The sequence below is a fragment of the Arthrobacter sp. NPDC093128 genome, from assembly GCF_040683875.1.
Classification (GTDB): Bacteria; Actinomycetota; Actinomycetes; order Actinomycetales; family Micrococcaceae; genus Arthrobacter.
The window spans coordinates 313,945-326,515 of the sequence record NZ_JBFBEY010000003.1; the positions used below are offsets into that span (position 1 = coordinate 313,945).

Here is a 12,571-nt window from a genome sequence, read left to right on the forward strand (position 1 = left end):
TTACTTTCCCTGGATTGCGTGATCTGCGGTGCGTGCAGCGAACGTGGAGCCGCGCACGATGAGCTGTGAGCTGAGGTGGACCGCCTCGGTGGCAGTCGGCTTCCCGGCCACCTGCTCGAGGAGGAGCTCGAGTCCCAAGGAGCCGCTTCGCTCGATGGGAACCCGGATCGATGTGAGCCCGGGTTCGGCGGCTGCCGCGATATCCAAGTCATCGATGCCCACCACGCTGATGGCCTCGGGGCAGTGATAACCGAGCGAGCGAGCCCCTGCGAGCATGCCGATGGCCACGAGGTCGTTGTAGGCAATGACGGCGGTGGCGCCGCTGGCGACCACAGAGGCCGCAGCCGCGAGCCCGCCGTCGACCGTTGCATTCTGGTTTCCCACAGTGACCAGTTCAAAGCCCCGCTCGGCGCAGAAGCGGGTGATGGCTGCGAGCCGCTGGCCGTTGGCCCAGGATGACGCCGGTCCCGGAATATAGGCAAGTTTGCGGTGGCCAAGGGCGTGGAGGTGTTCCACCGCCTGGCGGAGGCCTTCTCCGGCGTCCATCAGCACACGGGCTGCGTGATCGGCTTCGCCGTTGATGACCACGAGCGGTGCGTTGCCCACAAGCTGGTGGATCTGGTCCGAGGGCAGGCGGGGGGAGCAGAGGATGATGCCATCTACGCCGGCGGCCAAGGACTCCAAGTGCTCGCGTTCGCGTGAGGAGGATTCGGCTGTGTCGGCCAGCACCATGCGGTGGCGGCCATGCCAGGCCTGGTTCTGGATGGCCTTGATGAGCGCCGCGAAGACGGCGTTGGAGATGTCCGGCACAATGACGCCGAAGGTCCTGCTGCCGGTGAGGCCCGGTACGTCGTAGCCCAGCTCGGTGGCTGCTGCCATGACTTTTTGCCGTGTGTCCGCTGCCAGCCGTCCTGGATCCCCGAACGCCCGGGACGCCGTTGCCAGGGATACCCCTGCCAGTTTTGCGACGTCCGTGAGTTTTGCCGACATCAGTCCTCCAGTTGCCTCGTTGAAACTCTTCTCCTCAAGTATGGAAAGAGTTGTACAAGTTTGTCAATGGTTTTCCATGAGGTGCGTCACGCATCCATTGACCCAGCGCCGGATGAATGACCGCGGGGCCGGCGGCCAATGGAACAGGGGACAATGGAAGCAAGCCCAACGAAACGAGAACACCATGACCACCCTCAAGGAACGCCTCCACAGCGACGTTGTTATCCACATGAAAGACAGGAATAAGGTGGCGCTCACCACGGTGCGCAACGTCCTGGGCGAGATCGAAACGCGTGAGAAGTCCGGCAAAACCCCTGTCGAACTGGACGACACCCAGGTAACGGCGCTGCTCCAGAAGGAAGCAGCCAAACGCCGCGACACCGCAAAGATCTACACCGAAGCCGGGGAACCCGACCGGGCTGCCGCCGAAATCGCCGAAGCCGAGGTAATCGAGGCCTACCTGCCCAAAGCCCTGACCCGTGAAGAGGTCGAAGCCATCGTCGACGATGCCATTGCAGGGCTGAAGGCCGACGGCCAGGAACCGTCCATCCGCCAGATGGGCGGCGTCATGAAGCCGGTCACCGCCAAGGTTGCCGGACGATTCGACGGGAAGACCGTCAGCGAGATCGTCCGGAGCCGCCTCGCCTAAGTACCCGCTGAACTCCTCGCACCCCGGCTGACCGAGCCTGCTCTGGTGTGCGCGGGCCAACGGGGCGAGAATGGGCTCGTGGTTCCCCCTCTAGCCGGTGGCGGGGACGCCGACGTGCTGAACGCCGACGCCCGAAAGATTCAGCGGATCTACCTCACATTGACGCTGGGCAATACGGTTGCGGCCTCGTTCATCTGGGGGATCAACACCCTGTTCCTCCTGGACGCCGGGCTCAGCAACCTTGAAGCCTTCGCCGCGAACGCGTTCTTCACCGCCGGCATGGTGCTGTTCGAGGTGCCCACCGGCGTGGTTGCCGACGGCTGGGGACGCCGCGTTTCATTCTTGCTGGGCACGGTGACGCTGGCCGGGTCGACCTACCTGTACTACGTGCTCTGGCAGCTTTCGGCCCCGTTCTGGGCATGGGCGGTAGTTTCGGTTTTGCTGGGACTGGGATTCACGTTCTTCTCCGGCGCGGTCGAGGCCTGGCTCGTGGACGCACTGCGGTTCTCGGGCTATGAAGGCGGCCTGGAGGCGGTGCTCGGGCGCGGTGTGATGGTCTCGGGCGTCGCTATGCTCGTCGGATCGGTGGCCGGCGGCGTGATCGCCCAGGTCACTGACCTCGGCGTGCCGTTCCTGTTGCGCGTGGGGGTGCTCCTGGCCATGTTTGTAGTTGCCTTTTGGCTCATGCACGACGTGGGGTTCACGCCGGAGCGCTCCACCCACCCACTCCAGGCTACCCGTGCCGTTCTCGCCGCCTCGATCGAGAGCGGTTTGAAAAATCCGCCGGTACGCTACGTGATGCTGGCCGCGCCGTTCAGCGCCGGCGTCGGAATCTATGTGTTCTACGCCCTGCAGCCGTACCTGCTCCAGCTCTTCGGCGACCCGCGTGCGTACTCCGTGGCGGGCCTGGCTGCCGCCATCGTCGCCGGAGCCGAAGTGCTCGGCGGATGGGTGGCCCCCCGCATCCGGCGCCTGGTCCGCAAACGCACCACTGTGCTGATGCTGAGCGGCGGCGTCAGCGCAATGATCCTGGTGGTGCTCGGGTTCACCCAGGTGTTCTGGGCGGCGCTGGCGCTGTTGGCGCTCTGGGCGCTGGTCGACGCGGCGGGCGTCCCGGTCCGTCAGGCCTACCTGAACGACATGATCGCCTCGAAGCAGCGCGCAACAGTCCTCAGCTTCGACTCGCTTGTTGGATCAGGCGGCGGCGTGGTGGTCCAGCCGCTGCTCGGCCGGGCCGCCGATGTCTACGGCTACCCGGCCTCGCTGGCGATCGGCGGCGTGATCCAGCTGATTGCCGTGCCGTTCCTGCTGGCAAGCCGCCGGCAGGGACCCCCGGCCGACCTGGCCAGCGGCGCCGCTGGCACGACGAACGCGGAGTCCCCGCCGCCTTAGCGTCCTAAATTGCCGAGGCAACTCACCTGCAGAGCTGTCCGAACGTGCTGCCGGCCTTCTGGTAGTCAGCTGTCAGCGTTCCCAGCTTCTCTTCGTCGGGGCTCTCTTTCGCGGACTCGTCGGCCCATGCCACGATCGCTTCCACAGAGGGCTTCAGCTCATCCGAGGCGACACTGATGATCGGGCGAAGCCGGTTGGCGACGAGGGTCATTCCGGTCTTGCCGGCGCTGGCGCTTGGGTTGGACACAACGATCTTGATCCGTTCGCAGGTTTGTTCGGTAGTCAGTTTCGCCGGTGCCGAGCACGCGGACGCGGAGAGGATGAGGCCGGCGGCGAGCAGGGCCGTGGTGAGTTTCTTCATGGTTCCCTTGTTAGATGCTGGAGGTTCGATTGTAAGCAGATCCCTCTGGGCAGGCCGTCTAAGCACGTCGTCGATGACGGACCCGTCGTCGCAGGAGCTCACGGTAGGCGGCGTCCGCCGCTGGGAATTCCTCCCGGGGCGGTGTGGTTCCAGCAGTATGCCCTTTCCCCGGATCTCCATTCTCGACCGTGCCAACTCCCTGGACGGGTCCACTGCCGCAGAATCCCTGAACCTGGTCCTGGAACGCGCCCAAAGAGCTGAGGAACTGGGTTACCACCGCTTCTGGGTGGCAGAACACCATGCGGTGCCGGGCATTGCCGGCTCCGCTCCGGCAGTGCTCATGGCCGCCATTGCCGCGCGGACCAGCACCATCCGGGTCGGTTCGGGCGGGATCATGCTCCCCAACCACCAACCCCTCGTGGTGGCAGAGCAGGCGGCCACCCTGGAGGCCCTTCATCCGGGGCGCGTCGACCTGGGCCTTGGCCGGTCAGTGGGGTTCACCCCGGCAGTCCGGAGCGCGCTGCGCGCGGCGAAACCTGAAGCGGAGCGGTTCGAAAAGGACCTGGGCCAACTCCTGGAATACCTCGCGGGCTCTGCGCCCATCACGGCACGGCCACGGAACGACTCGGCAACGCCGGTGTTCGTGCTGGCCAATGGTGCGGGAGCCGATATTGCGGCCCGGGCCGGCCTGGGTGTGGTGCTGGGCGGCCCGGCCGTGTTTGGTCCGGACCAGGACGGACAACTGCCGGTGCTGGAAAGGTACCGTGCCCGGTTCCGTCCGTCGCGATGGTTCGACAGGCCCTTCGTCATGATTTCCGCGAACGTGGCAGTGGGAGCGAGCCGGCAGCTCGCACGGGAGCTGCTGTTGCCCGAAGCCGTTGCGCTTGCCCGTTCGAGGTCAACGGGCGAATTCGCCGCGCTGGCGCCGGTGGATCCGGAGGAGTGGAACGGACTTACCGCGCGGGAGCTGGAAGCCGTCGAAGGCAGCCTGTCCAACTCCGTCTACGGTACGCCGGCCGAAGTCCGGTCCCAGCTCGAGCGCCTGTTCACAGCGTCCGCTGCCGACGAGCTGATGGTGACCGGCGGTTCCTTCAATGTCGCAGGACAGTCGGAATCGGACCGGCTCCTGGCCGGAATCTTCCCGGCGGAAGGCCAGAGGGCCTTCCGGGGAAGCGACGCGGAACGGCTTCTGCTCCGCTGACCCGGCCCTGCGGGAAAGTGTTGAAGGTGGCACTGTCGCGGAGTAACGTGACCATCACCCCTCAAGCTCGCATCACCCTGACTCGGGAGCGACCATGCCTAATGTGAGAAGTCGAATTGCCGCCCTCACGGCGGCTCTGGCAATGAGTGTGACGAGCGGCGCGGTCGCTGCTCCGGCGTTCGCCGATCCGGGGGACAGCGTTCCGCACGAGATTAAGAAGACCGCAACCGCCACCGGGTACGGCGGCGCGGTGAGCACCGTGGACCCGGAGGCATCCGCAGCGGCTATCGAGATCCTCCGCGACGGCGGTAACGCGGCGGACGCCGCCGTCGCTGCTGCCGCAACCCTGGGCGTGACCGAGCCGTACAGCGCCGGGATCGGCGGCGGCGGCTACTTCGTCTTCTACAACGCAAGGAACGGCAGGGTCGGCACCATCGACGCCCGCGAAACCGCGCCGGAGGCCATGCCGAATGACGCTTTCATCGACCCCGCGACCGGCAAGCCCTACAACTTCACGCCCGAGCTCGTCACGAGCGGGGTGTCGGTGGGCGTTCCCGGCACGCCGGCCACGTGGGAGCGAGCCCTCAAGCGCTGGGGGACCTTGGACCTTGACGAGGCCCTGGAACCTGCCATAGACGTCGCGAGCCGCGGCTTCCTGGTCGACGAAACGTTCCGTCAGCAGACCCTCGACAACAAGGTCCGCTTTGAGGCGTTTACGTCGACCAGCAGCCTCTTCCTCCCGGAAGGCGACGCACCCGCCGTCGGAAGTGTCTTCCAGAACCCCGACCTCGCCGCGACGTACGAACTCCTCGCAAAAGAGGGCACGGACGGCTTCTACGGCGGCCCGCTGGCAGACGAGATCGTGTCCGCAGTCCAGGCTCCGCCGAAGTCGGACACCACGACGCTGCCTGTTCCGGCCGGCCACATGACGACGAAGGACCTCGCCGCCTACCGCGCCCTGGACCAGGCACCCACGCATGTGGAGTACCGCGGCCTGGACATCTACGGCATGGCGCCCTCGAGCAGCGGCGGCACCACCGTGGGCGAGGCGCTGAACATCCTGGACACGTCCAATCTTGCCGAGATGTCCAGGCCCGCGGCCTTGCACCACTACCTTGAAGCGAGTGCACTCGCCTTTGCGGACCGCGCCAAGTACGTGGGCGACCCGGCGTTTGTCGACGTCCCCACCGACGAACTCACCGATCCGCTGTTCGGCAAGGAGCGCGCCTGCCAGATCAACCCGGCCGAGGCGGCTACGAAGCCTGTGGCACCGGGGGACATCTCCTCGTACGACGGCGCGTGCCCGGCCGCCGCTGCGGCGCCCGCCGATGAGACGGACACCGAGAACATCTCGACCACCAACCTGACGGTCGCCGACAGGTGGGGAAACGTGGTGGAGTACACGCTCACCATCGAGCAGACCGGAGGCTCCGGCATCGTCGTCCCCGGACGCGGATTCCTGCTCAACAACGAGCTCACCGACTTCTCCACCGTGTACAGCCCGACCGACCCCAACCGGATCGAGCCGGGGAAGCGTCCGCGCTCCTCGATGTCACCCACCATCATCCTGAAGGACGGTGACCCGTACCTCGCCCTCGGTTCCCCCGGCGGATCGACGATCATCACCACTGTCCTGCAGACCATCGTGAACCGCGTGGACCTGGGCATGAGCATCTCCGATGCGGTCGCGGAGCCACGTGCGGCGCAACGGAACACAGCCAATGTCACGGCGGAGCCTGGGTTTATCGAGGCCTACGGAAGCCAGCTCACGCCGTACGGCCACGCGTTCACTCCATCGGGTGATGCGTTCACATCGGCAGCAGAGATCGGCGCGGCGACCGCCATCGAATTCCTGCCGGACGGGCGTACGGTCGCGGCTGCCGAGCCCGTACGGCGCGGCGGCGGCTCGGCAATGGTCGTCAATCCGTCGCGGTGAGCTGACACGGCCGCCATGGGCAGCGCGGACTACGAATTCCTCACCGTCTGGCGGGTGGCGGGCACCCCGGAGGACGTTGCGGCCGTCCTGGGCGATGCCAGGTTGCTTCCCCGATGGTGGCCGTCGGTGTATCTTGCCGTCGAACCCGCGGGCGGGACACTGGAGGGCAGCCCGGCCCCCGGCGTGCCCAGGCCGGTGCACCTGCACACGAAAGGCTGGCTGCCCTACACACTCCGCTGGACCCTGACTGTCACCGAGCCCGTCACCAACCGCGGGTTCGCGCTTACGGCGGCCGGGGACCTGAACGGAACGGGCCGGTGGACGTTCGAGCAGGACGGGCCGGAAACGGTAATCACCTACGATTGGCGGGTCAGTGCCGCAAAACCGCTATTGCGGCGTTTGAGCTGGCTCCTGAAACCGGCATTCGCAGCCAACCACCGCTGGGCGATGGCACGCGGCGGGGAGAGTCTCGCCCTTGAGCTCCGTCGCCGGCGGCACCGGGATGACCCGCAGTCCGTCCCGCTGCCTCCGGGCCCCACGTTCCGGCAGCTCCGCACCGTAAACCTAGCGGCAGCTGGCGCGGCCGGCGTTCCGGATCGTGGCTGCGGGAGTAGGGTTTGCCCTAACTGACGAAGGGGTCCACATGAGCTACAAATTCCGTACAGTCCGGGTTCGCGGCACCGACCTGGTTGGAACCATTGCGCGCAAACACGGGAGCGGGGCCGATATCTACGAAACCTCAAAGGACCCGAGCACCTCAGTTGTTCCAGTGTTCTTCTCGGCAACCGGCGAAGTCCGATTCTTCGACAGGTCAATGCTGGAGGACGTCGTGACGCCCGGCGGCGAGCACCCATAGGGCATCAGCGGGGCTGTCACCAGGGCGCGTAAGGTGGCCATCATGACGGGATCTGCTGGAAATGTCAGGACGGCTACGGCATCACACAGCCATCTGTTCCCCGGTGCAGTCATCCACATCGCCCCCGAAAGGGTTCATCGGTTGTTGCCAAACGACCGCCAGGGCCACAGACGGGTCCTCGGGCCCAGGCTGCTACTCCTCTTCATCGTCGGTGACATCCTTGGCGCCGGCGTCTACGCCGTCACGGGCACGATGGCCGGAACTGTCGGCGGCATCGTCTGGCTCCCTTCCTCCTGGCCTTCGTGGTCGCGTTCGCCGTCGTCTGTTCCGGCATCACCAGCGCCTCCACCTCGGCGAACGTGCTCGCCCAGAACTTTTTCGGCGGCCTGGAGATCAACGGCTGGATGGACGTGCCGGGATAGGGCGTGATCACCGCGGTGGCCATGGGGTTCATGCTGCTTTTGGCGGCGATCAACCTGCGCGGCGTGGGTGAGAGCGTGAAATTCAACGTGGTGTTGTGGCCAACCTCTCCGGCACTACCGCGTTCCTGCTGCTGTGCGTGTTCACTGATGGCGATCGGCGTCGTGCTGTGGTTTGTCACGTGGCTGATCAACAGGCGGACAAACACCGGAACTGCCTCCCGATGACGGCGGAGGGTTGGGGATTATCTGCGCCAGACGCTTCCAGGCCGGGCCATCCGCCGACCTATATCCGGGGAGGTGCATCAGCGTCCATAATGGCGATATGAACGCCGGGGAGACTCTCGAGCAGGCCGTTGATGCGGCCGCGAAAACTCCCCGACAGTCCCGGTGCATCGCAAATTGGCGACAGCCGGGTGCCGGGCAGAGCCGGCAATGCCGCCTTCGCAGGCGCCGCCTTCGGGGCGGATATCTCCATCCCTCAACTAAGGAGAATTCATCATGCTCAAGGATCGTGAGGTCGCCGCGGTGCTCCCGGCTAAGGACATTACCAGGGCACGTGATTTCTATCAGAACGTGCTGGGACTCGACGCCCCGGACGTCTTGGACGACCAAAACCTGATGTACCGCTGCGGGAACGGAACGACATTCCTGCTGTACCAGACCGACAACGCCGGCACCGCGAAAAACACCCAGATGGGCTGGACCACGGACAACATCGAAGCCGAGATGGAAGAACTGCGGGGCCGCGGCGTCACCTTCGAGGAATACGACTTTCCCGGCCTGAAGACTGAAAACGGCATCGCTACCGATGCCGTCGGCAAAGCTGCCTGGTTCCTGGACACCGAGGGCAACATCCTGAATATCTTCCAGAGCAAGTAGCCGTATTTCCCTGCGGGTGGTGCTCCTGGGCGCGGCGCCCGGTGTTCCAGCGGAATTCGCCCGGGTCACGCCTCGCGCCAAAGAGGCAGGGGCACCACACTGCGGCTGCGGCCGGACTCGTCCAGCAGATGGCCGAGCCGCTTGTAGGTGCGCACCACAGCCTGGCGGGAAATCACCGTGCTTCCGGGCGCCCTGGCTGCCAGCTCACGTTCGTGGCCCTGCACTTCCAGATAGTCGCGGACCCACAGTGTGACCACCAGGTTCTGGGCACCCAGAACCTGGGCGCTCAAACGGCAGCCCGGCAGGCCAGCGAAGTACTTGCCAATGGAATCCACATGGGTCGCGGGAACGTTCAGGCTCAGGCTGACTTCCCGCAGGCCCTGCTGGACGGAAACGGACGTATCGCACCTCATCGCCATGTAGCCGGACGCCAGGAACCGTTCCACCCGCCGTCGCGCTGTCTGGGGCGACACGCCGCAGGCAGCGCCCAGCTCCGCCCAGCTGGCCCGCCCGTCGACTGCCAACTCTTCGAGCAGGGAGGCGTCCAGCCGGTCCGGGGCATATGCCGGCGGCGGGGCCACGGACTCCTTCGCCATGAGCCGCGCCCGTGCCGGTTCCAGGGTGCCGCTGCGCCACTCCGAGGCCTGCCGGTAGAGCTGCGTGACAAAAACGACCTCCCTGCGGGTGACCCCCGGCAGGTCCGCGAAGGAGCCGGTGACAATCGCCATCAGTTCCTCATGGCTTGATGCGAAGCAGTCCACGAACAGGTCGTGGGGTCCCGAGACCAGGGAGACGGTCCCGAAGGCCGGTTCGGCACAGAGCCGCCGGATGAGGGCCTCGTGCTCGCCCGGCACCGAGGACAGCTGGATAAAGGCGGACCAGCCGGCACTGAGATAGCGCGGCCCCGGCGACGGTGTGATCCACGCGAGTCCCTCTTCCGCGAGCGCGTTCCAGCGGCGGGCGACGGTTGCCCCGGACAAATCCATGACGTCCCCGACCCGGGACCAGTCCGCCCTGGGGTTGATCTGCAAGGCGTTGACGATTTCGAGATCAAGTTCGGAGATCATGGCTAATTATTTCAAATTTCGGGGTGGATTGGTGCATTCGAGCAATTCAAGAGCTGAGAATGATGCCTGCCCTAACGTTGTGACTCGCATCACCCAGGCGTAATTGCCCCGAATCCCAAGGAAGCACATGACAAACAAGACAGCGCCACCGGCGGCAGCGGCCATCACCCGCCGGACCATCATGGGCATGATCGTGGCAATGGCTGTGATCGAATCACTCAGCGGCGTCACCCAGGGGTACTTGAACCCCATCCTGCCCGCCCTCGGGCCCGTTTTTGCGATAGACGATCCGACCATCAACGGCATCTTCCTTGTTGCCAACGTCAGTTTCGCGGTGCTGACGCCCATCATTTCGCGGCTCGGAGACAGCTACGGATACCGGTTGGTGCTCCGCTGGTCCACGGCCGTCGTCGCTGCCGGAGTGCTCATGATGGCACTCTGGCCCTCCCTGTGGACAGTGACCGTGGGCGTCGTTATGCTCACCTGCGTCGTCGGCTTCATCCCGTTGATGATGGGAATCCTGCGGGTCAGCAGCCCCGCCCATACCCGCACCGGAGTCAGCGTCATGATCGGCATGCTCATGATCATGGTCGGCGCCGGCGGGCTGCTGGCGGGGATCGTGGGCGTCAGCGACCCTGCCCTCGGTTTCTGGGTGGCCGTCCCCTTCGCCGTCGTGGCCCTGGTGTGCTCGTTCCTGCTGCCCGACGCCGGAACTCCCACCGGGGAAAGGCTCGCCGTTGTTCCGCTGCTGGCCTGTTCGCTCGGCCTGATCGGCTTCGTGGTTGCCCTGTCGATGGGACCGGACTGGGGCTGGCTCGATGCGCGGACGCTCGGATCCGGCCTGGTCGGGCTGGCATTGCTGGCCTTCTGGGCTGTGATCGATGCCGGCGGCGCGGAGCGCGGGAAGAGGTTCGTGGACCTGCGCTTGCTGGCAAACCCGCGAATCCGGGTAGTCTCGCTGGCCACCTTCTTCTTCGGCTTTGCGTCCATCAGCTACTTCGGCACCAACGGCATCTTTCTGCACGCCAACCCCGATCAGACCGGCTACGGATTTGCGCTCAGCCCGCTCATGATCGCCATCGTCCTCGCGGTGGCATCCGTGCTCTCGCTCGTGTCCTCGCTGTTGACCGCGCGGGCACTCGCAGCCTTCGGCGAGCGCGCCACGCTGGTGTTCGCAGGATTGCTCCTGGCCGGCGGATTTGCGGTGATGATTCTGGCACACACCTCGCTGGCCGGATATTGTGTCGGCTTCGCCATGTTCAACCTGAGCCTTGGCATGTACCAGGCAGGGACCCGCTCGCTGTCCGTTGAGGGTGTGCCCGTTGAGGAGACCTCGACGGCTGCCGGTCTCAACGAGCTGGCCCTTTCCGTCGGCATTGCGGTGGGCGCCGCCGTCGTCAGGCTGCTCTCCTCGTCGTCGGCCGAATCCGGGCGCATCACGGAGGGCGGCCTCGGCTCCATCTGGGGAACGCTCGCCGTAGCTGCGCTGGTCGCAGCCGCCGCCGCAGCGCGCTACCCGAAGGGGCAGCCGGCCGGGGTCCGGGCATGAGCCCGGCGGCGACGGGTGCGGGTGCGCTGGGCCTGGCTACGGTGACGGTGACGGCGGACCTTGCGCCCGCCGTAGGGTCCGGAATCCAAAGCCGGATCTCCGCAGAGCTGGATCGCTGGCAGCCCAGGATTCTCCGCCTGAGCCATGCCATCCACGCCGACCCGGAACGCAGCGGCGAGGAGTTCCGGGCTGCCAAACGGGCCAGCGGGCTGCTGCGCTCGGCCGGCTTCAGCTTTGACGCCGCCCAGCCGGTGCTCCCCGCGGCCTTCAGCGCCCGGTACGGGAGCGGGGAACTCGTGGTGGCCCTTTGCGTCGAATACGATGCCCTGCCGGATATTGGACACGCCTGCGGACATAACGTGAACGCCGCCAGTGCCGTGGGGGCGGCGCTCGCCCTGGCCGCTGTTGCGGATGACCTCGGCATTACGGTCAAGGCGCTCGGTACCCCCGCCGAGGAGACCACCGGGGGCAAAGTGGACCTCATCGGTGAAGGCTTCTTTGACGACGTATGCCTCGCGATGATGGCCCACGCCGGGGCAGAGGACGTCATCGGCGGCTCATCCCTGGCCATGGGCATGTGGGATGTGCTGTACGAGGGGCGGCCGGCGCACGCTGCGGCGGCACCGGCCGAGGGGATCAATGCCTTGGACGCGCTGGTGGTTGCCCAGACCGCTGTTGCCTTGGCCCGGCAGCAGCTTCCGTCCGGCTCGATCGTTTCGCTGATCGTCACCGAAGGCGGGAGCGCCGTCAACGTCATCCCGGAGCGTGCCCGGGCCAGCGTGGAGATGCGCTCACCCAGCCTGGCGACGCTGCGGGTGATCGAGGACCGTGTGCGGCGCTGCCTGGAGGCCGGTGCCCTCGCCAGCGGTGCCACGCTCAGGGTCACGCCTACCGGCAACGCGTATGCCGAGCTGAGGCAGGACAGGTTCCTGTCCGAGGCGTACCGCGAGGCGATGACTGCCCGGGGGAGGCAGGTCGTGTTCAACGACGAGCCGGTGGCTTCCACGGACATGGGCAACGTCTCGCAGCTGGTGCCAAGCATCCACCCGCTGCTGGGCTACGACGTGGGCGGCGCAGCCCACCACACGGCGGAGTTCGCCGCCTATGGGTCTTCCGCATCCGCCGACCGGGCGGTGCTGGACGGCGCGTTCGGTCTGGCGGCGGCCGCCGGGGCAGCTGCACGGGACACCCGGCAGCGGGCACGCCTGCTGGCTGGGGTTCGAGGGTAGCCTGTCAGCAGGAAGCCCTCGTTACCTGGACCCCAAAGGA

Annotated in this window: 12 protein-coding genes and 1 pseudogene; 10 read left to right on the forward strand and 3 right to left on the reverse strand. The window is 66.2% G+C overall.

From position 1 onward, the window contains the following. Positions 1–990 carry a LacI family DNA-binding transcriptional regulator gene (locus AB0N24_RS05265; protein WP_364121402.1) on the reverse strand — a complete coding sequence of 330 codons (990 nt, stop codon included), beginning with the start codon at positions 988–990 and terminating at the stop codon, positions 1–3. 184 nt (positions 991–1,174) lie between these two features. Here AB0N24_RS05265 and AB0N24_RS05270 point away from each other — a divergent pair, with 184 nt between their 5' ends. Together AB0N24_RS05270 and AB0N24_RS05275 are read left to right on the forward strand one after the other, a co-directional pair. Beyond that, positions 1,175–1,639 (forward strand): GatB/YqeY domain-containing protein, encoded by a 465-nt coding sequence (locus AB0N24_RS05270; RefSeq protein ID WP_364121405.1) that lies wholly within the window; start codon positions 1,175–1,177, stop codon positions 1,637–1,639. A gap of 117 nt (positions 1,640–1,756) precedes the next feature. Then, positions 1,757–3,031: an MFS transporter gene (locus AB0N24_RS05275; protein WP_364121638.1), complete on the forward strand. Its 1,275-nt coding sequence runs from the start codon at positions 1,757–1,759 to the stop codon at positions 3,029–3,031. A gap of 22 nt (positions 3,032–3,053) precedes the next feature. Here the strand turns inward: AB0N24_RS05275 and AB0N24_RS05280 are convergent, their stop codons facing one another. After that, positions 3,054–3,392 (reverse strand): hypothetical protein, encoded by a 339-nt coding sequence (locus AB0N24_RS05280; protein WP_364121408.1) that lies wholly within the window; start codon positions 3,390–3,392, stop codon positions 3,054–3,056. A gap of 73 nt (positions 3,393–3,465) precedes the next feature. Between AB0N24_RS05280 and AB0N24_RS05285 the strand changes: the two genes are divergently transcribed. The 6 genes and pseudogenes from AB0N24_RS05285 (at position 3,466) to AB0N24_RS05310 (ending at position 8,686) form a co-directional block, all read left to right on the forward strand. Beyond that, positions 3,466–4,593, forward strand: a complete 1,128-nt coding sequence (locus AB0N24_RS05285; RefSeq protein ID WP_364121410.1) for an MsnO8 family LLM class oxidoreductase — start codon at positions 3,466–3,468, stop codon at positions 4,591–4,593. Positions 4,594–4,687: 94 nt separating this feature from the next. Then, positions 4,688–6,529 carry a gamma-glutamyltransferase gene (gene ggt, locus AB0N24_RS05290; RefSeq protein ID WP_364121413.1) on the forward strand — a complete coding sequence of 614 codons (1,842 nt, stop codon included), beginning with the start codon at positions 4,688–4,690 and terminating at the stop codon, positions 6,527–6,529. A 15-nt stretch (positions 6,530–6,544) separates the two neighbouring features. Further along, positions 6,545–7,159 (forward strand): SRPBCC family protein, encoded by a 615-nt coding sequence (locus AB0N24_RS05295; protein WP_364121415.1) that lies wholly within the window; start codon positions 6,545–6,547, stop codon positions 7,157–7,159. Between the two features lie 13 nt (positions 7,160–7,172). After that, a complete protein-coding gene (locus tag AB0N24_RS05300; RefSeq protein ID WP_364121418.1) occupies positions 7,173–7,385 on the forward strand; it encodes a hypothetical protein in 213 nt (70 codons plus the stop codon). Positions 7,386–7,496: 111 nt separating this feature from the next. Next, positions 7,497–7,903, forward strand: a pseudogene (locus AB0N24_RS05305) (amino acid permease); the annotation flags it as partial. A 402-nt stretch (positions 7,904–8,305) separates the two neighbouring features. Further along, positions 8,306–8,686 carry a VOC family protein gene (locus AB0N24_RS05310; RefSeq protein ID WP_364121421.1) on the forward strand — a complete coding sequence of 127 codons (381 nt, stop codon included), beginning with the start codon at positions 8,306–8,308 and terminating at the stop codon, positions 8,684–8,686. 65 nt (positions 8,687–8,751) lie between these two features. On the opposite strand, the gene AB0N24_RS05315 is transcribed toward AB0N24_RS05310, so the two are convergent. After that, positions 8,752–9,753 (reverse strand): AsnC family transcriptional regulator, encoded by a 1,002-nt coding sequence (locus AB0N24_RS05315; RefSeq protein ID WP_364121424.1) that lies wholly within the window; start codon positions 9,751–9,753, stop codon positions 8,752–8,754. A 127-nt stretch (positions 9,754–9,880) separates the two neighbouring features. Between AB0N24_RS05315 and AB0N24_RS05320 the strand changes: the two genes are divergently transcribed. Both AB0N24_RS05320 and AB0N24_RS05325 read left to right on the forward strand, forming a co-directional pair. Then, positions 9,881–11,302: an MFS transporter gene (locus tag AB0N24_RS05320; RefSeq protein ID WP_364121426.1), complete on the forward strand. Its 1,422-nt coding sequence runs from the start codon at positions 9,881–9,883 to the stop codon at positions 11,300–11,302. Next, positions 11,299–12,531 (forward strand): amidohydrolase, encoded by a 1,233-nt coding sequence (locus AB0N24_RS05325; RefSeq protein ID WP_364121428.1) that lies wholly within the window; start codon positions 11,299–11,301, stop codon positions 12,529–12,531. Before AB0N24_RS05320 ends, AB0N24_RS05325 begins: the two co-directional genes overlap by 4 nt. The last annotated feature ends 40 nt before the right edge of the window (positions 12,532–12,571 follow it).

Coding starts and splice junctions, on each gene's coding strand:
- AB0N24_RS05265 (WP_364121402.1), bottom strand. CDS start 990: ATGTCGGCAAAACTCACGGACGTCGCAAAACTGGCAGGGGTATCCCTG.
- AB0N24_RS05270 (WP_364121405.1), top strand. CDS start 1,175: ATGACCACCCTCAAGGAACGCCTCCACAGCGACGTTGTTATCCACATG.
- AB0N24_RS05280 (WP_364121408.1), bottom strand. CDS start 3,392: ATGAAGAAACTCACCACGGCCCTGCTCGCCGCCGGCCTCATCCTCTCC.
- AB0N24_RS05285 (WP_364121410.1), top strand. CDS start 3,466: ATGACGGACCCGTCGTCGCAGGAGCTCACGGTAGGCGGCGTCCGCCGC.
- ggt (WP_364121413.1), top strand. CDS start 4,688: ATGCCTAATGTGAGAAGTCGAATTGCCGCCCTCACGGCGGCTCTGGCA.
- AB0N24_RS05295 (WP_364121415.1), top strand. CDS start 6,545: ATGGGCAGCGCGGACTACGAATTCCTCACCGTCTGGCGGGTGGCGGGC.
- AB0N24_RS05300 (WP_364121418.1), top strand. CDS start 7,173: ATGAGCTACAAATTCCGTACAGTCCGGGTTCGCGGCACCGACCTGGTT.
- AB0N24_RS05310 (WP_364121421.1), top strand. CDS start 8,306: ATGCTCAAGGATCGTGAGGTCGCCGCGGTGCTCCCGGCTAAGGACATT.
- AB0N24_RS05315 (WP_364121424.1), bottom strand. CDS start 9,753: ATGATCTCCGAACTTGATCTCGAAATCGTCAACGCCTTGCAGATCAAC.
- AB0N24_RS05320 (WP_364121426.1), top strand. CDS start 9,881: ATGACAAACAAGACAGCGCCACCGGCGGCAGCGGCCATCACCCGCCGG.
- AB0N24_RS05325 (WP_364121428.1), top strand. CDS start 11,299: ATGAGCCCGGCGGCGACGGGTGCGGGTGCGCTGGGCCTGGCTACGGTG.